The following is a 17,962-nucleotide window of genomic DNA, read 5'->3' as shown; positions in this document are numbered from 1 at the left end:
GTCACGAGATCTCGCGCGGCAGCTTCCAATCCGACCGCGGCGCGAACGTCTCCTCGACGGGCGCCACGTGATATCCGGCAGGGAGAAGCCGGCCGCCCTCCTCGTCCGCGACCGGAACGTCGGTCACGAGGCCCTCGATCAAGGCGGCTTCCCACACCTCTTTCTCGGTCGGAAAGGGATCGCCGATCTGCTTGTTGCCTTCGAACAGCGCGTACATCGGTTCCGGTCCTTGCGTTGGCGGGTTCACCAGCAACGTATCGGCTGCCTGGACGTTCCTTTCCGGCAAAGGCAACGGAGGGCACGGAAACCATGGCGCGCGTTCTGGTCGGAACTTCGGGCTGGCATTACGACTCCTGGCGCGGCCCGTTCTTCCCTGAAGGCGTGACGTTGAAGCAACAGCTTAGCTACTACGCCGGACAGTTCGACACGACGGAGCTGAACGGCGTGTTCTACCGCACGCCGACGCCTGAAGCGGTGAAAGGCTGGCGCGAGCAGACCGGCCGCGATTTCGTCTTCGCCTGGAAGGCGTCGAAATTCATCACGCACTGGAAGCGCCTGTCGGAGCGCTCGGTCAACAGCCTCGAGCTGCTGGAGGACCGCATCTCACGGCTCGGCGGCAAGGCCGGCCCGATCCTGTTCCAGCTGCCGCCGCAATTCCAGGCGGATGCGGACCGCCTCGCCTCCTTCTTCAAGCTGTTGTCACGGAAACGGCGTTACAGCTTCGAATTCCGGCATCCGAGCTGGTATCAGCCGCGCATCCTCAAAATGCTGGCCGACGAGAACATGTCGCTTTGCCTGTCCGACCATCACGATGCGCCCGCGCCATGGAAGCGCACGGCGGATTTCGTCTATGTGCGCGGGCACGGGCCGGGCGGGCGCTATCACGGGCACTATACCAGGGCGGCGCTGGCGCAATGGGCGAAGCGCATCAAGTCGTGGAAGCGGCAGGGCTGCGACGTCTATGTCTATTTCGACAACGACCAGAAGAGCGCGGCACCCGCGGACGCCAAGGCGTTGAAGCAACTGCTCTAGATGACACCGCTTTGCCGAAGCGCCGCGATCGCGGCCGCGTCATAGCCGAGCTCGGCGAGAACGCGATCCGTATGCTCGCCGAGCGTCGGCGGGCGGCTCGCGATCTCGCCCGGCGTTTCCGACAGCCGGACGGCGGCACGCGTCACCGGGGCGGGCTTCGGCAGGCCGGGATAATCGACGTCCTGCATGAAGCCGGCGGCGCGGATGTGCGGGTGATCCAGCGCCTGTTGCGGTGAGAGGACGGGCCCGGTCGGGATCATGGCCTGGCCCAGCGCATCGACCGCTTCCTGCGTGGTGCGCTCGGCGCACCAGCGCGCCATCCGCTCGCTGATGACAGCGCCGTTATTGCCGCGGCTGATGTCGTCGGCAAAGCGGGCATCGTTCAACCACAGCTCCTCCTCGCCCATCAGCCTCGCCCAGCGCTTGAACAGCGGATGCCCCGTGACCTGGCACAGCACCCAGCCGTCCCGGGTGCGGTAGATGTCGGCGGGCGCTGCGGTCTGGCCGAGATTGCCCGTCGGCACGCGATTGACGTTGATGACGGCCTGCTCGATCAGCGTCGCGTTGGTGAAGGACAGCGCGGTTGCGAGCAGCGCGCCCTCGACGATCTGCCCGCGCCCGGATTTGCCGCGCTCGATCAGCGCGGCGAGCGTGCCGAACGCGCAATGCAGCGCGGTGCCGAAATCGACCCAGTTCACCGCGGCCCGGTACGGCGGATCGCCGGTGCCGGTCATGTAGACCGATCCCGACATCACCTGCCCGACGCCGTCGAAGCCGACGCGGTCGGACCAGGGGCCCGGCCCGCCGAACGCGGTTGCGGTCGTCAGGATGATGTCGGGCTTGATCGCCTTCAAGGACTCGTAGTCGAGCTTCATCGCGCGCAGGGTCTGCGGCGGCAGGTTGGCGACGACGACGTCCGCGGTCGCAACCAGGCGGCGCATCACCTCCTGCCCTTCCGGCTTCATCGGATCGAGCGTGATGCACTTCTTGTTGCGGTTGACCTGGAGGAACAACGCGCCCTCGCCGCCTTCGCCGACCGGCGCGACGTACCGATCCTCGCTGCCCTCGCGCTTCTCCACGCGAATGACCTCGGCGCCGAATTCGGCCAGCAATGTCGCGCAATAGGGCCCTGCGATATAGCGCCCGAAATCGAGCACGCGCACGCCCTCCAGAACACCTCCCATCGATTCCTTCCCTGTTGTTTTCCGCAGATTACAGGGACTGGCTGCCAGGGCAAGTTGGGAAGCGGGATGCACGCGCGACTTTCATCATCGCATCGCGAACAGTTCCTGATGAAACGCTTCTCGACAGGGAAACCGTGCGCGCTGAGGTCTCGTCTGAGCGCTTCCCCGAAACCCGCCGGACCGCGGCGCAAGGATCATCGCCATGCTCATTCAACCGATCGCCAGGACCAGCCGCAGCAAGACGAGAGCCTCAAGGTGCGCCGTAACATCGTGAGGGAAGGACGGCATGCAAAAGCTCAAACGGGCATTTTGGCGCACTCTGGCCACCGATGAGCTGCGTTGCATTGAGCTGACTCAAGCCTGCTCGTGATGAGCTGCACGGGCTCATCTAAGCAGGCGCCTGACGACTGCCTGATGGCTGGCTCGACGCATCCTGCGTCGCGGGGCCGCAGCTCATTCCGTCCACGACTTTGCTCCAGCGCAAACTCCTGGATGTCGCAATCTCCCACTTGAAGGCAAAGAAGCTCTTCGGAGGAATCCCGTGATCATCTCAACCAAGTCACTCCTGATGGCAGTTCTCGCGCTCTGTTTCATGCTGGGGCAGCCTGCTCTCGCCGCCGGACCCCACTGCCATGAAGGACCAACCACGACCGCCCGGCCGGAGCTCGACCACGGCAAGAAGTGGCCGACTGATGATGTCTTGCGCCGCGGCATGGACGACATCAGACTCGCGATGAGGCAATCGCTGGCACCCATTCACAGCAACGTGTTTACGCCTGCGCAATACGAGGCTTTGGCGACGCGAATCCAGGCGCAAGTCGATGACGTGGTCGGAAACTGCAAGCTGCCCGAGCAGGCCGATCAGCAGCTTCACCTCGTCCTCGAGCAGATCATCGATGGCGCGGCGACGATGAAGACCGGGACCAGCCGCGATCAGGGGGCCATGAAGATCGTGCGGGCGCTCGCTCAATACGGCAAGTATTTTGACCACGCCGGCTGGCAACCGCTGCAGCATTGAGGTCGATTGCCGCTGCCTCCTATGCCGCCACGGCCTCGTAGATGTCCTCCTCCTGGGCCGTGTGCATGCGCACCAGCGTCTCGATCGCCTCGATCACGCGCTGGGCATCGCGAATGAGGTAGCGGTCGATCTTCTCTGACGGCAGATCCTCCGCGATCCGGGCGAGCAGCCGCGCGAGATGCAGTATCTCGCGATGCGCACGGCTCATGGCGGAGAGTCCGTGGCGGTCGCGCAGAACCTGCGTGAGCTTCGGATAGACGCTGTCTTCATCCTCGCGTTCGTGCATCACGACGCTGCTCTGGACCAGTCGATGGGCCTCGCCAATCAAGGCAGCGACGGCTTCGGGCACCGCGTCGTCGAGCGCATCGACGATCTGGCGCAAGCGGTCGAGATCCCTGAGCAGGGCCTGATGATCGTGATGCAACGTCAGCCCCTGCTCTGCGGTGAGGCGCGGACCACTCCTGACGAGAGGCGGATTGAGCGCTCGCAGCGCGTTCAGAATGACGGCAACATCGATCACCTCCTGGACGATGGCAGCGGGCACGGGATCGAGCCAGCCAACAGTGGCAGCGACCATGGCTACCAATGACAATCCCATACCGACGAAGATGCTCTGCAGGGCGATGCGTCGCGCCCGCTGCGCGATGATGATCGCTTCGCCGACCCGATCCAGCCGGTCCGTGAGGATCACCACATCTGCCGCCTCGGAGGAGGCGCTTGCACCACGCGCGCCGAGCGCGATCCCGGTGTCAGCCACGGCCAGCGCCGGGGCGTCATTGATACCGTCGCCGACCATGATGGTCGGATGCAGCCGCTGTTCGCTACGCACCGCTTCGACCTTATCTGCGGGAACGCGGTCGGCCAGCACGGCATCGAGATCGAGCGCAGCTCCGATGGCCTGCGCCGCCGCGGCGCGATCACCCGTGACCATCACCATCCGCGCGATGCCGGCATCGCGCAGCAGCCGGATCGCGCGTGGCGTGTCGGCCCGCAATTCGTCGGCCAGCAGCAGCGCGCCGATCAGACGGCCGTCCACCGCGACAAAGACGATCAGCGCCGAGCGCCACGAGGCACGTCGTATCGCTCGCAACTCCCATGGCGACAGATCGGCATGCGAGAGAAGCATTTCCCGCGAGCCCGCCACAACGTTGCGCCCGTCGATCTGGCCGCTGAGGCCGGATCCCATGATCTCTTTGACATGTTCCGGCGGCCTCAGCTCGAGCCCCTGGGCGAGCGCCGCAGCGACGACGGCCTTCGCAAGCACATGATGCGACGCTTGCTCGAGCGACGCTCCGAGCCTGAGGACCTCATCCGGATCCTCGCCCGGCGCGACCTCTACGGACAGCAGCCGCGCCCCGCCCACCGTCAGGGTACCGGTCTTGTCGAATAGCACGGTGTGCGCGCGGGCCAGCGCCTCCAGCGCCCTTCCGCCCTTGGCCAGGATGCCGCGGCGGGCCGCTTGTGCCACCCCCGCGATGAAGGCGACGGGTGCGGCCAGAATCAGGGGGCAAGGCGTCGCCGCCACCAGCACGGCAAGGCTGCGGGTCAAGTCGCCGGAGATGTGCCATGCCACAAAGGCGATGACGAGTGTGACCGGCAGGAAGATCAGCGCATAGCGGTCGGCCAACCGCACAAAGGGAGCTCTCGCAGTCTGCGCCGCAGTCACCATACGCACGATGCCCGCGTAAGTACTCTCGCTGGCCATCGCCGTCACGGTCAATTGGAAGGCCTCACCCGCATTCAGAGAACCAGAGAGAACGGCACTTCCGCGTGTCTTCTCCGCCGGAATCGGCTCGCCAGTCACAGCGGACTCGTCGATGGTGGCAGAGGCCGACGCAACCACACCGTCGACCGGCACGATTTCGCCGGCCTTAACCAGAAGCTCCTCGCCGACCGCGACGTCCTCAACCGGAGCATCCTCGATCCGCTCGCCGGATTTGCGATGGACCTGCCGCGGTGCCCGATCAACCAGGGATCGCAGATCATGCTCCGCCCGTGCGACCGCGATCTCCTCCAGCACGTTGCCGCCGGAATACATCAGCGCGACCACAGCGCCTGCGAGCGGCTGTCCGAGCGCCAACGCCGCGCTCATCGACAGCAGCGCGATCGCGTCCACGCCGACGCGGCCGCTCAAGAGATCCTTGACGATCGAGACCGCCAATCCCGCAATCACGGGCGCCGTACCGAGCGCCCAGGCGAAGTCTGCTACATCAGGCCGGCCCGCGGCTCGCGCGAGAATACCTGCGATCAATCCTGCGATTGCGATCGCAACCAGAGCCCATCGCAGGACCCGATCAAACGACATGGCTTGGCGCGCCCGCCCTTCGGTTTCCACTCGCTATTGCTGCGGGACGGCGCTCTTGTTCCCGTGCATGAACGCCATCATCTCGTCCGGAGTGAGCTTCCCGTCCTTGTCGCGATCCATGGCCTTGAAAATTCGTTCGTGCGCGTCCTGAAACTCGGGCAACGAGACGGTTCCGTCGCCATCGGCATCCATCAGCGCGAAGATGATGCGAAAGGCGACCGGCGGCCCCATGGCGTCACTGCCTGTCGCACCATGCCCCTTCATTCCCTGTCCCATCATTCCGCGCCCCATCATTCCCATCATATCTCCACCGCGCATCGGGCTCTGCCGCTCGGCGGATGGGTTTGCAGGAGAGCTCGACTGCGGCGAGGCCGGCGCCTGCTCCTGTCCGGGATGGTGGCTCTGATGGTCCGCTGGCGATTGAGCCAAAGCCGGCTGGCCCAAAGTGGCGAGCAGCAACGCTGCAGCAATGGTTCGACCTGGCATGGCGCTTCCTCCAATCCTTGGGGTGGGCCTACAAGGTGTCGAACTTCACCGAGTTTACGTTGAGCCAAATCAAAAAGCGGCTTTTGCTCCAGCTTGGCCCTACGGCTTTTCGACGCCGCCGCCGGTGCGGGCGCAGCCGATCGCCTCCGTGAGCACCTTGCGGTCGCCGATGTGATTGGCGAGCAACAGGATCAGCCGTGCGTTCATCCGCAGCGCCTGTTCCTCGTCGAGATCTCGCTGGCCGTCGATCAGCTCGGCGTAGAAGTCGTCGGGATCGGCGATGTTGGGTGACAAATTGAGCGTCATGCTGCCAGCTCCTTCCGTCCGGCGGTGTCGTGCCCGGAGGCCCGCAACATCGCATCCGCGATCTCAGCCTCGTCGAATCCGGTCCAGCGTGCCGCGACGTATTGATCGGGCCGGAACAGGTAGGTGGTCCCGGCCGAAGCGCCGTAGCGCTCGGCAAGCAGGCCGGAGGGATCGGCGATGTCGCGGCCGACGACAATGAGTTTCGCTTTGAGGGGACCCACCGCGATCTCGGTCTTGTCGGTCTCCTTGCCGAAGGCCACGACCGTGAAGCCATCGCCGAGACAATGGAGGAACCAGGCGGGCTTGCCATCCACCGTGATCGGCGCATCGGCCGCATTGGTGCCGGGCCGCACGCCGCCCATCATCGCGTCGTCATCGGGGGTATTGAGCGCCGACATCACATAGGGCGTCGGCGTCGAGAGACGGCCGCTGTTGACCAGAGGTCGCGCAAAGGCGTGATGGCGGGCCAGCTCCAGCACCGCGTCACGGAAATAGCGGCTCGCTTTCGTCTTCGGCGTGATGAAGTCGGTGGCGCGCGTCGAGTTCAGGATGTTGTCGTCGGCGGCATAGGCGCGCTCCTCGTGATAGCTGTCGAGCAGTGCTTCCGACGCCTCGCCGCGCAGCACCATCGCGAGCTTCCAGGCGAGATTGTCGATGTCCTGGACGCCGGTATTGGCACCGCGCGCGCCGAACGGCGAGACCTGGTGCGCGGCATCGCCGGCGAACAACACCCGGCCCTGGCGGAAATTGTCGATGCGCCGGCAGGCGAACTGATAGATCGAGACCCATTCGAGCACGAACTCGGTGTCCTCGCCGAGCATGGCACGAATGCGCGGTATCACCCGCTCGGGCCTCTTTTCCTCATCGGGATCAGCTTCCCAACCGAGCTGGAAGTCGATGCGCCAGATCTTGTCCGCCTGCCGGTGCAGCAGCACGGACTGGCCGCGGTGGAACGGCGGATCGAACCAGAACCAGCGCTCGGTCGGGAAATCCGCCTTCATGGCGACGTCGGCGATCAGGAAGCGGTCCTGGAAGTACTGTCCAGTGAACTCGGCCCCCACCATCTTGCGCACGTCGGAGTTGGCCCCGTCGCAGGCGATCACCCATTGCGCCTCCATGGGGAAGATGCCGTCGGGCGTTTCCACCGCCAGCGTGGCGTGGTCGGCGGCCTGCTTGAGGCTGAGGAGCCGGTGCCTCCAGCGCAGCTCGATCAGCGGATTGGCCCGGCATTTGGCAACCAGCATCTCTTCCAGATGATATTGCTGCAGATTGATCATGGCCGGCCATTGGTGGTCGGCCTCGGGCAACAGATCGAACTGGTAGGACAGCTGGTCCTGGAAGAAGACCCTCCCGACGTTCCAGCTCACGCCGCGCTCGACCATGGGCGCCGCGCAGTCGAGGCGGTCCCAGATTTCGAGCGGTCGCTTGGCGTAGCAGACCGCGCGCGAGCCGATCGAGACGGTGTCGTTGTCGTCGAGCACCACGACCGGCTGGCCGCGCGCCGCGCAATCGAGCGCCGCGGTCAGGCCGATGGGACCTGCGCCGATCACCACGATCGGATGCCGCTTCACGATCCCCTCGGCCTGCTCTTGGGAACGCCGATAGCCGAACTTCGGATAGATGTAGCTCGTCATGTTCACTTCCTGATGCGCGTGCCGGGGTCAATGCGCGTCGGCGAATTCCTTCTCGTGCATCCAGGCGGTGTGGCGCGGCGGGCGCTTGGTGCGCGACCATTCCTCGACCATCTCGTGCGCGACCGACTTCATGCGGTCGATCTGCTCTGGCGTCGCGGTCCAGACCGCGATCTCCAGGCGATGGCCGCTCGGGTCTCGGAAATAGATCGACTTGAAGATGGTGTGGTCGGTGACGCCGACGACGTCGAGGCCGGCGGCCTCCGCGCGCGCCTTGGCCTCTTCGAGCTCGGCGAGGTCCTTGACCTGAAAGGCGATGTGCTGGGTCCACTCCGGCGTGTTGGGATCGCGGCCCATCGGCGGCGAGTTCGGCAGCTCGAAGAAGGCGAGGATGTTGCCGTTCCCGGCATCGAGGAAGATGTGCATGTAGGGATCGGGCGCCTTGGTCGAAGGCACCCGATCCTCGGCAATGGCGCCGAGAAGATCCATGTTCATGACGGTCTTGTAGAATTCGACAGTCGCCTTGGCATCGACGCAGCGATAGGCGACGTGATGGATCTTCTCGATTTTCATGGCGTTTCGCTCCCTGGATCTGCGGTTGCGAAATTAGTATCAAATGTTACTATTTTCTGAATTTGATCTGGATCAATCCACTCCGAAGAATTTTTCGAGTGGGTCGGGCGACGGGAATCGCGTGATGGGACGTTCAAGCGTGGAGCGCGGCGAAGCGGCCAAAGCCGCCACGGCGCAGGACGGCGTCGAGCTGGACCTGCAGCGATATTTTCCGTACCGGCTGGCACGCCTTGCCGAGCAGGTGTCGCTGGCGGTTGCCGAGGTCTATTCCGAACGTTTTGCGCTGACACGGCAGGAATGGCGCGTGCTCGCCATTCTTGGCGTGCGCCCGGAGATTGCGACCAAGGAGATCGGCCCGCTGACGACGCTCGACAAGATGCAGGTCAGCCGCGCCGTGCAGGGCCTGGAGTCGCGCGGCATCGCCGGCCGCAAGCACCATCCCGACGATCGGCGCGAGCTGATCGTCTCGCTGACCCCAGCCGGTCGCGCGCTTTATCGCAAGATCGTGCCCTACGCGCTGGCGCGGGAGACGAAGCTGCTTGGGGCGCTGACTGCCGAGGAAGTGGCGGTACTCGACCGGGTGATGCGCAAATTGTCGGCGGCGTTGGCGTAGCTTCTCCCCCTCAGCCCCACTTCATCTCGCCCTTGGCGACCTTCGAGCCGATATCGAGCGCGACGCCCATGCCGAGATTCGGGAAGCGCGCTTCCATGGCAGCCTTCAGCGCAGCGCTGTCAGCGGCCTTCGCCAGCTCTTCGTCGAACGCGAGCAGATATTTCCTGGTGTGATCGACAGCGGAAAGATCGACGGCGACGCCCGCTGCCATGTGGCCCGGCACGACGAGAGACGGCTTGCGGGCCGCGATCTTGTCGAGGTTGGCGACCCAGGCTGCGCGCTGCTCCTTGGTCGGCGTATCGGCGGTCCAGACATGCACGCCGGAGAAGATCATCACGCCGCCGAACACGGCATTCAAGGACGGAACGAAGAGATAGCGGCGGTTGGCGAGACCTTCGGCGTTGACGATTTCGATCGCCTCGCCGTCAACCGCAAGAGAAGCCCCATCGAACGCGTCCGGCAGAACGACATCGGCGAGCGTCTGCGGACCGTTCTCCTTGAGCTGCGGTCCCCAGACGGCGAGCTTCTTCTCCACATTCGCCTTGATGGCCGCGAGCGTCGCGGACGCCGCCAGCACCTTGGCAGTCGGGAAAGCCTCGCGCACCGGCTTCAGGCTGAAATAATAGTCCGGATCGGATTGGCTGACATAGATGGTGGTGAGCTTCTTGCCGCTCGCCTTGATCGCCTCGACGAGCGCGCGTCCGTCCGGATAGGAGAAGCCGCCGTCGATCAGCACCGCCTCGGTCGGACCGGAAAGCAGGACGGGCGCACGGAAAAATCCATTGGGGCCTGCGGGAAAATGTTTCCAGCTCAGCTTGCCCTCCGCGGCATGGCCGACGTCGGCGGGCGCGAATAATGCGGCGGCCCCCGCGGCAAGGCTGGTCTTCATGATCTGTCTCCTCGACAACATCGCTTTCTCCATTGAACTCTGCAGGGAAAGTCGGTTTGGATGATCAGGCGGCACGGAGTTGTGCGGCCAGCAGATCGAACCGCCCGAACAGCATGCTGCCGTCCAGCAGCCTCCGCCCGGCGCCCTCGCCGACCACCAGGGCCGGCACGCCACCGGCCCCAAATCGCGTCATGTCGGCGCGCGCGGCCGCGGTCCGCGCCTGGTAAGCCGCGATCAATGCATCGTCAGGCGCCCGCACGCGGCGCGCCGCATCGGTCAGTTGCGCGCCGTCGAGCAAATCGGCGACGACTTGAAGGTTGGAATTGTCGCGGCCATCAACATAGCGGGCGCGCTGCAAGAGCTTGAGCGCCTCGAGCTCACGAGCCGGATCAACCAGGCCCACGGCGACGACGCCAAGGGTCGCCGGCGCCGAGTCGAACAGGCTGCCGGTATTTCCGAGAATGCCGGTGCGATAGGCCTCACTGAACGGCTGGCCGGTCAACCGTGCGATGCGCTGGTCGTTCTGCCAGGCATAGGCGGCAAAATGCTGGTCCATGGTCCGCGCCGCGGGGCCCGCAAACAGGCCGGTCGGTGCCAGCACCAGCGTCACATCGCCGTGCGCGGCAAGCTGCTCCAGCACCGGCGATGCGCCGTAGCACCAGCCGCAGAGAGGGTCGAAGAGATAGGTGATTTGCATGATTTTCGGGCCGCCAATGTTCGATGCGGAGAACCTAGCGGCCGATAATTATTTGATAAATATCAGATAATTGTACATATTGTTTGTTATTAGCTAACAATGGCGACCGCATGGAAGCGATCAATCTCAACCGCCTCGCCTATTTCGCAGCCGTGGTCGATGCCGGCTCGTTCACGCGCGCTGCCGAGCGCCTCGGCATCACCAAGACCGTCGTCAGCCAGCAGGTGGCACGGCTCGAAGCAGAATTGAAAACGGCTTTGCTGCTGCGGACCACCAGGAGGGTCGAGCCGACCGAAGCCGGCCGGTTGCTGCATGCCCGCTGCGTCATGATCCTGCGCACGGCGGAAGATGCCGTGGACGAGCTCGCCCAGACCAATGCCGAGCCGATGGGCATGCTGCGGATCGCCGCGCCGAACGACTATGGCGCAACGATGATCGCGCCGCTGGCGGCAAAGTTTGCGCGCAAATATCCCGCTTGCGGCGTCGAGCTGATCCTGTCGGACACGCGAACGGACCTCCTCGCCAACCAGATCGACCTGTCGATCCGGGTCGGCTGGCTGAACGATTCAAGTCAGCAGGCCAGGCGGATCGGATCGTTTCGACAATTGCTGGTGGCCGCGCCGGACGTGGCGGCGGCGTTCCGGAGCAAGACGCCCGACGAGCGTGCGGCTCTGCCATTCATCGCCAACGGCGCGCTCGACGAGCCGCTGGTCTGGCGCTTCACCAGACGCGATATCGACAGCCGCACGATCCGCATGCGGCAGTCGATCTCGATCAATACGACGCCTGCGGTGCTGGGCGCCGCGCTTGCCGGCGGCGGACTCTGCGTGCTGCCCGACTATTTGGCCGCGGAGCATTTGAAGTCCCGCCGGCTGGTCCATGTCCTGCCGTCCTGGAGCCTGCCGACCGGCGGGATCCATGCCGTGTATCCCGCGGCCCGGTTCCGGCCGCCGAAGATCACCGAGTTCGTGGCCATGCTGGTGCAGGAAGGCCGCACGCTCGCCAGCAAATTTCCGGAATGACAGGTGCCCGCTGGTTCATGCCGCGGATCGATCCGGCAGGCCGCCCCGCAGGGCGTCAAGCAGGCGCTGCTCGCGCTCGATCCGGGCGCGATAGAGCTCGCGTTCGCTCTCGCTTCCGGCACCGGCCAGCAACACGCGATAGTGCCCGATCACCTTCTCGCTGCCGCTGATGAGGAGGTTGCGGACGTCACTCATCGTTCCGCTCCGGTCGTGGCGATCGCCGATGGCGTGTTCGGAACGGTGAATGCGGCCGGGAAGGCATCGGCGGCGAGAGCCTCGAGCGCGGTCTGCTCCTCGGCGAGGCGTCGTTCGATAAACTGGCGCTCAATGTCCGACAGCTCGGTCTTCAGCAAGCGTCGATAACGAGAGAGGTTGTTGCGGTGCGCGCGGATGCGGGCGAAATCCTGATCGAGCATCGTCGTCACTCCTGACGGTCTTTCACGGTCCTTTTCGAATTTGCGGTGCGGGAAGAAACATCTTCCGGCGCAAAAAATATTCAGGCTTGTTTTGCTGTCAAGATCCTCTTTCGCCGCTTCCTTGACACCGTTGGGGGTGCCGGAAAAAAATTTTGCGCGTCCCTCTTGCAAGGGCCTTGCGGCGCTCTAAGTCGTTTTTCGCCGCGAGAGCGGTGTGCCGGATGCCCGATCGGGTCCGGCGCGGGCGCCGTGCCGGGGTCTTCGGATCCGTTCCCGATTCCTTAACGGCGCTCCTTCGTATCCATCTTGCTCTTTGGAGGACTTGGTATGAGGACCACCTTTGACTTCGCGCCGCTGTGGCGCTCCACCATCGGCTTCGACCATCTGGCCGACCTCGTCGACAGCACGCTGCGCCAGGCGGGCGAGGACAATTATCCCCCCTACAACATCGAGCGCTCCGGCGAAGACCAATACCGGATCACGCTGGCCGTGGCGGGCTTTGGCGTCAACGACATCAGCGTGACCGCCGAACAGAACGCGCTCACCATCGAGGGCCGGAAGCCGGACAGCGCCACGCGTGAATATCTCTATCAGGGTATCGCCGCGCGTCCGTTCCGCCGCGTGTTCAATCTCGCCGACTACGTCCAGGTCAAGCAGGCCGCTTTCCAGGACGGTCTCCTGGTCATCGATCTGCTGCGCGAGATTCCGGAAGCCATGAAGCCGCGCCGGATCCAGATCGCGGGTGCTGCGTCACCGCAGATCGAGCAGAAGAAAGCGGCTTAGGCCGGTCGAACGCGTTCGACAGCGACCACCCTGACGGATGGCGACCGGATCGCCATCCGCCGATCGGGCATCCCTTCGAAAGGAGTGTAGAGGGAGACAAGTGATGACCAATGCCAATGCGACCACCGGCGCTCTCGGCGCGCTGTTCCATCCCGCTGCGCATTATGCATCGCCAAGCGCCGTCCTCGAGGATGGCAAGCTCTCGACAGCGGAGAAGCGGATCATATTGTCGTCCTGGGCCTCGGACATGTACGCGGTCGAATCCCATCCAGCGCTGCGCGAGATTCCCGGCATGGATCAGCCGATCCGGCTCGCGGACATTCTCGCCGCGCTGCGCAAGCTCGATGATGATGACGACGACCCGCCGCCCGGCGGCGGCGTCCCGATGCGGCTGCGGCGGCCCTGGGCCGCCGCAACGCCGTGACGAGGACCAGCCAAAGGGTCTGAACAAGGCCGGCTTCACCTTCCAGTATCAAACCGACACGAGATCTCCGGTTTCCGCTGCACCGCTCCGGCCGCGCGAGAATGTGTTCGATGTGTCGCTCGCCGATGAGACCCGCTCCCATCACTGATGGGCGGGCGGGTGCACTCACGCGATACTAGCCCTTCTTCTCGTCGAGCAGCTTGGCCACACGACGCAAGCCGAGCAGATAGCCCTGAGTACCGAAGCCTGCGATGACCCCATCAGCCCGTTTGGACACAAACGAGTGGTGGCGGAATTCCTCGCGTTTGTGCACGTTGGAAATGTGCACCTCGATCACTGTGCCCTCGAACGTGTTCAAAGCATCCAGGATGGCGACCGAGGTATGGGTGAAGGCCGCGGGATTCATCACGATACCGGCAGCCGTCTCGCGCGCCTCGTGGATCCAGTCGATCAGCTCGTATTCCCTGTTCGATTGGTAAAAGCGCATCTCCAGGCCGAGCTCCGCGGCCAGCGCCCGGCAATCCCGCTCCACGTCCGCAAGCGTCTCGTGACCGTAGATGTGAGGCTGGCGTTTGCCAAGCAAATTGAGATTTGGCCCGTTGAGGACGTAGACAAGACGACTCATGGAAGAACTCCGTTCAGTGATGGGCAAGTATCTCGCCGAGGAACTGCCTGGTGCGGGTGTGCTGTGGATTGCGGAAGAAAGCGTCGGGCGCGCCTTCCTCGATGATGTGCCCTTCGGCCATGAAGATGACACGATCGGCAACCTGGCGGGCAAAGCCCATCTCGTGGGTGACGCAAATCATGGTCATGCCGTCGTTGGCGAGGCCAATCATCGTATCGAGCACCTCCTTGACCATTTCAGGATCGAGAGCCGAGGTCGGCTCGTCAAACAGCATCACCTTGGGCTGCATGCAGAGAGCACGCGCGATCGCGACACGTTGCTGCTGGCCGCCCGAAAGCTGAGCCGGATATTTGTCGGCCTGGTCACCGATGCGTACCCGCTCCAGGTATTTTCGCGCGGTCGCCTCTGCCTCGGCCTTGCCGATGCGGCGCGCGCGAATGGGGGCGAGCATGCAGTTCTGCAACACCGTCATATGCGGAAAAAGGTTGAAGCTCTGAAAAACCATGCCGACGTCCTGACGTACGACATCGATCGCATTGATGCTGTCGTCCAGCCGATGACCGTTCACCACGATACTGCCCTGCTGGATCGCCTCCAGGCGGTTGATACAGCGGATCAGCGTCGACTTGCCCGAACCGGACGGACCGCAGAGCACGATCTTCTCGCCCTTGCGCACGGTGAGATCGACATCGCGGAGAGCTTGGTACCCGCCGTACCACTTCTGCACACGCTTCATTACGATCAGGATCTGGTCCTGCATGCTGGCCTCCGCTGTCGGCGGCGGCCAACGCGGATCGCGCGTCGGCCGCTCGCAGGGACTACTGAACGGTGAAAGGGACGCCGGGGACCGAGTCGGGGAAAACCGGGACCGGCACCTTCATCCATTTGGCGTAGAAGGCGGCCAGCTTGCCGTTCGACTTGATCTGGTCGATGAACTTGTTGACCGTCTCGTTCCACTCCTTGTCTCCCAGGCGCGTACATGCGCCGTTGTACAGAGCGGAGAAATGAAGCTTCGGTTCGAACCCGAGCTCCGGTTTCGCGGCATTCAGACGCTGCGGGTAAAACAAGTTCGCACCGACGGCCTGGACCTGGCCAGAGAGCAGTGCCTGTATCGTGGCCGCGTCATCGTCGAATCTTCGGATCTCGGTGCCGGACGGGGCGTTGTTGGTGACCTGCGTATCTTGCGTCGAGGAGCGCGGGACACCGATGACATATTTGCCCATATCGGCATTGCTGTTGATCGGCGTTGCCTGGGCCGCGACGAGCGTGATCTCATTGGCGACGTACGGCTTGGAATACTGCACCGCCTTCGCGCGCTCCGGCAGCATGGCCATGGTCGCGAACAGGATGTCCACGCGGCCCGTGGTCAGTGCCGGGATACGATTGGCCACGGCCAGAGGCGAGAACTCGGCCTTCACGCCGAGGAATTCAGCGAAGGCACGCCCCATGTCGGCATCGATGCCCTCCTGCTTTCCCGAGCTATCGACAAAGCCCCAAGGCGCATTATCGCCCTGAATGCCGATGACGACGACGCCCTTCTTCTTCACGTCTTCCAACGTAGCGGCCTGCAATTTGCCCGCAGTGACGACAGCCGCCACTGCGAGTAGCCCGATGCCGAGCCGGCGGCGAGTGATCGAAAATAGCATTTGGTGTTCTCCTCCTCCTGGTGATGGCTGTATTTGATTGGGTAGGTGCGGCCGTTCCTACCTTTGATTGGCCAGGGCGAGCCTGGCCTCCATCCGGCTGCCCCACCATGAGAGTGGCCAGCAGAGGATGAAATACATCGCGCCAACCACGCCGAAGACCAGCAACGGCTGGTAGGTCTGGTTCGATACGATTTGACCGGCGCGAGCGAGTTCGATGAAGCCGACGATGGCGGCGAGCGAGGTGCCCTTGATGAGTTGCACGAGATAGCCGACGGTCGCCGGCAGCGAGATGCGGATCGCCTGCGGCAGCACGATGTCGCGCATGCGGGAGGAATAATGCAGGCCGAGCGCCATTGCCGCCTCGGACTGGCCGCGCGGAACGGCCTGGATTGCGCCGCGCCAGATCTCGCCGAGGAAGGCGGAAGCGTTGACGGTGAAGCCAATCGCTACCGCGACGAAGGCATCGAGCTTCAGCCCGGTTAGCGCCAATCCGTAATACACGACGAAAAGCTGCAGCAGCAGCGGAGTGCCCTGGAATATCCCGATGTAGACGCTGGTGATCCATTCCACGCCCTTGTGACCACAGGTCCGCATCAATGCGACGGCAAGCCCCGCCGTGCAGCCGCCTGCGAATGCGACCAGCGTCAGCAGCACGGTCCATTGCAGACCACGTAACAGGAAGCCGAACTCCGGAAGGCCAAAATGCGGTGTCATGAATTCTCCTCAGCGCGTCGGATAAGAGAAGAAACGGCGGGAGATGACCGCAAAGCCGAGCATCAGCAGCCAGGAGATCGCGAGATAGAGGAAGGTGACGGAGAAATAGACTTCGAAGCTGCGGAATGTGTCGCTTTCGATGCGCTGCGCAACCGATGTCAGTTCATAGGCGGAGACGGCCGAACAGATCGACGAGGTCAGCGTCAGCATGATGAACTGCCCCGTGAGCGACGGGTAGATCGCGCGAAGCGCGGGCTTGAGTACAATGAAGCGGAACACCTGTCCTTTGTGCAAACCGAGCGCGTAGCCGGCCTCAACCTGTCCTTGGTGAATGGACTGCACGCCGCCCCGGATGATCTCGATGGCGTAGGCGCCTCCATTCACGCCGAGTGCGATAATGGCGGTGGCGGTCGGATTGAGCTTCAATCCGATGAGCGGCAGTGCAAAGAACAGAAAGAAGATCTGCACCAGGAAAGGCGTATTGCGCACGATCTCGACGAAGCCAATCACGATGGCACGCAACCAGGCCGCCTTCGAATCGCGTGCCGCGACGCCGGCGACGCCGATGATCATCGCCAGTGTCATGCCGGCAAGCGCCAGCCCGAGCGTCCCCAGGCACCCCCACAACAAGGCTGGGAGCGCCTGCCAGACCACCGAGAAATCGAGCGTATAGCCCATCTTGCGTTTCCTCTCGGGCGTTGTGCGTGCCGCTCGCCCATCGGCCGGGTGTCACCCTCCCAGGGATGCGAAAGTCGCGAAGAAGACGTCCGGATCAGGTGAGATGCCCGTGAACAGGCGGAATGCTTCGGTGCCCTGGAAGATCGCCATGCCGCCACCGTCGACGGTGCGGCAACCAAGGGCGCGCGCCGCGCGCAGTAGTGCGGTTTCCAGCGGGAAATAGACGATCTCGGCGACCCAGAGACTCGGACGCAGCAGGACGGTCGGCAGCGGCGTCCCTGGATACTTGTCCATGCCGATCGGAGTCGCGTTGACAATTCCGTCTGCGGCAGCCACGGCGGCTGCGACATCCTGGCCGGCCTTCAAGCGCCCCTCTGCAAATCGGGGGACAATCCGTCCACCACGCTCTGCGCCTTGGCCAGGTCCAAGTCGACAATGATCAACTCCTGCACGCCGAGCTTCATGAGCGCGAAAGCAACTGCCGCGCCTGCGCCGCCCGCGCCGAACTGGACGACCCGACCGAGTGATGCGCCTTGCATGTTGCGGCGAAAGTTCTCGGCGAAGCCGAACCAGTCGGTGTTGTGGCCGGTCATTCGGCCATTCCTGATGACCACGGTGTTCACGGCGCCAAGCGCCTCCGCGTCGGGCGAGAGCTCGTCCAGAAGTGAAATAATCGCCTGCTTGCAGGGATGGGTCACATTCAGCCCGTCAAAGCCCATCCGCCTCGCGGCCATGAGCAATTCCGGCAATGCCTCCGCACCGAGCTTCAACTCGGACAGATCGATCTTCTTGTAGAGATAGCGGATGCCCGCGGCGTCAGCGGCCGCTTCATGCATGGGCGGGGTGCGGGACGCAGCAATGCCGCTGCCGATCAGGCCGACGAGGAAGCTGGGTTTGGGTTGCATGCTCGGCACCGCCGG

At 63.9% G+C, this 17,962-nt stretch carries 22 protein-coding genes and 1 pseudogene; 6 read left to right on the top strand and 17 right to left on the bottom strand.

Annotated elements, in window-relative coordinates:
• Position 1: 1 nt before the first annotated feature.
• Positions 2-217, bottom strand: a complete 216-nt coding sequence (locus A3AS_RS0138030; RefSeq protein WP_018322666.1) for a hypothetical protein — start codon at positions 215-217, stop codon at positions 2-4.
• Between the two features lie 92 nt (positions 218-309).
• Between A3AS_RS0138030 and A3AS_RS0138025 the strand changes: the two genes are divergently transcribed.
• Positions 310-1,032, top strand: coding sequence for a DUF72 domain-containing protein (locus tag A3AS_RS0138025; protein WP_018322665.1), 723 nt, complete (start codon positions 310-312; stop codon positions 1,030-1,032).
• Here A3AS_RS0138025 and A3AS_RS0138020 read toward each other — a convergent pair.
• Complete coding sequence (locus A3AS_RS0138020; protein WP_018322664.1) at positions 1,029-2,216, bottom strand: CaiB/BaiF CoA-transferase family protein; 1,188 nt, start codon at positions 2,214-2,216, stop codon at positions 1,029-1,031. The genes A3AS_RS0138025 and A3AS_RS0138020 overlap by 4 nt on opposite strands.
• Before the next feature lie 541 nt (positions 2,217-2,757).
• Here A3AS_RS0138020 and A3AS_RS0138015 point away from each other — a divergent pair.
• On the top strand, positions 2,758-3,234 hold the full coding sequence (locus A3AS_RS0138015) for a hypothetical protein (protein WP_245283388.1): 477 nt from the start codon (positions 2,758-2,760) through the stop codon (positions 3,232-3,234).
• Positions 3,235-3,253: 19 nt separating this feature from the next.
• Here the strand turns inward: A3AS_RS0138015 and A3AS_RS0138010 are convergent, their stop codons facing one another.
• The 5 genes from A3AS_RS0138010 to A3AS_RS0137990 form a co-directional block, all read right to left on the bottom strand.
• Positions 3,254-5,539, bottom strand: a complete 2,286-nt coding sequence (locus A3AS_RS0138010) for a heavy metal translocating P-type ATPase (protein ID WP_026202786.1) — start codon at positions 5,537-5,539, stop codon at positions 3,254-3,256.
• Between the two features lie 33 nt (positions 5,540-5,572).
• Complete coding sequence (locus tag A3AS_RS48690; protein WP_020508813.1) at positions 5,573-6,025, bottom strand: EF-hand domain-containing protein; 453 nt, start codon at positions 6,023-6,025, stop codon at positions 5,573-5,575.
• A gap of 99 nt (positions 6,026-6,124) precedes the next feature.
• Positions 6,125-6,331, bottom strand: coding sequence for a DUF2783 domain-containing protein (locus A3AS_RS0138000; protein WP_018322660.1), 207 nt, complete (start codon positions 6,329-6,331; stop codon positions 6,125-6,127).
• Positions 6,328-7,965: an FAD-dependent oxidoreductase gene (locus A3AS_RS0137995; RefSeq protein WP_018322659.1), complete on the bottom strand. Its 1,638-nt coding sequence runs from the start codon at positions 7,963-7,965 to the stop codon at positions 6,328-6,330. The genes A3AS_RS0138000 and A3AS_RS0137995 overlap by 4 nt, the downstream gene beginning before the upstream one ends.
• Before the next feature lie 27 nt (positions 7,966-7,992).
• Positions 7,993-8,535: a VOC family protein gene (locus A3AS_RS0137990; protein WP_018322658.1), complete on the bottom strand. Its 543-nt coding sequence runs from the start codon at positions 8,533-8,535 to the stop codon at positions 7,993-7,995.
• 124 nt (positions 8,536-8,659) lie between these two features.
• On the opposite strand from A3AS_RS0137990, the gene A3AS_RS0137985 reads away from it, so the two are divergent.
• The gene (locus tag A3AS_RS0137985; protein WP_018322657.1) at positions 8,660-9,148 is read left to right on the top strand and encodes a MarR family winged helix-turn-helix transcriptional regulator; all 489 of its coding nucleotides are present in this window, start codon (positions 8,660-8,662) and stop codon (positions 9,146-9,148) included.
• A 10-nt stretch (positions 9,149-9,158) separates the two neighbouring features.
• Here A3AS_RS0137985 and A3AS_RS0137980 read toward each other — a convergent pair whose 3' ends face one another.
• Both A3AS_RS0137980 and A3AS_RS0137975 read right to left on the bottom strand, forming a co-directional pair.
• Positions 9,159-10,058 carry an MBL fold metallo-hydrolase gene (locus A3AS_RS0137980; protein WP_026202785.1) on the bottom strand — a complete coding sequence of 300 codons (900 nt, stop codon included), beginning with the start codon at positions 10,056-10,058 and terminating at the stop codon, positions 9,159-9,161.
• A 43-nt stretch (positions 10,059-10,101) separates the two neighbouring features.
• Positions 10,102-10,734 carry a DsbA family protein gene (locus A3AS_RS0137975; protein ID WP_018322655.1) on the bottom strand — a complete coding sequence of 211 codons (633 nt, stop codon included), beginning with the start codon at positions 10,732-10,734 and terminating at the stop codon, positions 10,102-10,104.
• 110 nt (positions 10,735-10,844) lie between these two features.
• Between A3AS_RS0137975 and A3AS_RS0137970 the strand changes: the two genes are divergently transcribed.
• A complete protein-coding gene (locus A3AS_RS0137970; RefSeq protein ID WP_018322654.1) occupies positions 10,845-11,756 on the top strand; it encodes a LysR family transcriptional regulator in 912 nt (303 codons plus the stop codon).
• A 15-nt stretch (positions 11,757-11,771) separates the two neighbouring features.
• Here A3AS_RS0137970 and A3AS_RS0137965 read toward each other — a convergent pair whose 3' ends face one another.
• Together A3AS_RS0137965 and A3AS_RS50250 are read right to left on the bottom strand one after the other, a co-directional pair.
• Entirely contained in the window at positions 11,772-11,951 is a 180-nt protein-coding gene (locus tag A3AS_RS0137965) for a hypothetical protein (protein WP_018322653.1), read from the bottom strand.
• Entirely contained in the window at positions 11,948-12,343 is a 396-nt protein-coding gene (locus tag A3AS_RS50250; RefSeq protein WP_371260749.1) for a hypothetical protein, read from the bottom strand. The genes A3AS_RS0137965 and A3AS_RS50250 overlap by 4 nt, the downstream gene beginning before the upstream one ends.
• A gap of 156 nt (positions 12,344-12,499) precedes the next feature.
• On the opposite strand from A3AS_RS50250, the gene A3AS_RS0137955 reads away from it, so the two are divergent.
• Together A3AS_RS0137955 and A3AS_RS0137950 are read left to right on the top strand one after the other, a co-directional pair.
• Positions 12,500-12,955, top strand: a complete 456-nt coding sequence (locus A3AS_RS0137955) for an Hsp20 family protein (protein WP_018322651.1) — start codon at positions 12,500-12,502, stop codon at positions 12,953-12,955.
• A 103-nt stretch (positions 12,956-13,058) separates the two neighbouring features.
• A complete protein-coding gene (locus A3AS_RS0137950) occupies positions 13,059-13,379 on the top strand; it encodes a hypothetical protein (protein ID WP_018322650.1) in 321 nt (106 codons plus the stop codon).
• A gap of 175 nt (positions 13,380-13,554) precedes the next feature.
• On the opposite strand, the gene aroQ is transcribed toward A3AS_RS0137950, so the two are convergent.
• From aroQ to A3AS_RS0137920, 6 genes and pseudogenes are all read right to left on the bottom strand, one after another.
• Positions 13,555-14,004, bottom strand: a complete 450-nt coding sequence (aroQ, locus tag A3AS_RS0137945) for a type II 3-dehydroquinate dehydratase (RefSeq protein WP_018322649.1) — start codon at positions 14,002-14,004, stop codon at positions 13,555-13,557.
• Between the two features lie 13 nt (positions 14,005-14,017).
• Positions 14,018-14,764 carry an amino acid ABC transporter ATP-binding protein gene (locus A3AS_RS0137940; RefSeq protein ID WP_018322648.1) on the bottom strand — a complete coding sequence of 249 codons (747 nt, stop codon included), beginning with the start codon at positions 14,762-14,764 and terminating at the stop codon, positions 14,018-14,020.
• A 58-nt stretch (positions 14,765-14,822) separates the two neighbouring features.
• Complete coding sequence (locus A3AS_RS0137935) at positions 14,823-15,650, bottom strand: transporter substrate-binding domain-containing protein (protein ID WP_018322647.1); 828 nt, start codon at positions 15,648-15,650, stop codon at positions 14,823-14,825.
• Positions 15,651-15,707: 57 nt separating this feature from the next.
• Positions 15,708-16,364 carry an amino acid ABC transporter permease gene (locus A3AS_RS0137930; RefSeq protein ID WP_018322646.1) on the bottom strand — a complete coding sequence of 219 codons (657 nt, stop codon included), beginning with the start codon at positions 16,362-16,364 and terminating at the stop codon, positions 15,708-15,710.
• Between the two features lie 9 nt (positions 16,365-16,373).
• The gene (locus A3AS_RS0137925; protein ID WP_018322645.1) at positions 16,374-17,042 is read right to left on the bottom strand and encodes an amino acid ABC transporter permease; all 669 of its coding nucleotides are present in this window, start codon (positions 17,040-17,042) and stop codon (positions 16,374-16,376) included.
• A gap of 51 nt (positions 17,043-17,093) precedes the next feature.
• Positions 17,094-17,947 (bottom strand): annotated as a pseudogene (locus tag A3AS_RS0137920) (shikimate dehydrogenase).
• Between the last annotated feature and the right edge of the window lie 15 nt (positions 17,948-17,962).

It is taken from the genome of Bradyrhizobium sp. WSM2793 (assembly GCF_000379585.1).
In the GTDB taxonomy this organism is placed as follows: domain Bacteria; phylum Pseudomonadota; class Alphaproteobacteria; order Rhizobiales; family Xanthobacteraceae; genus Bradyrhizobium.
The sequence above is the reverse complement of the archived record's forward strand: the minus strand, read 5'-3'. Positions and strand labels throughout refer to the sequence as shown.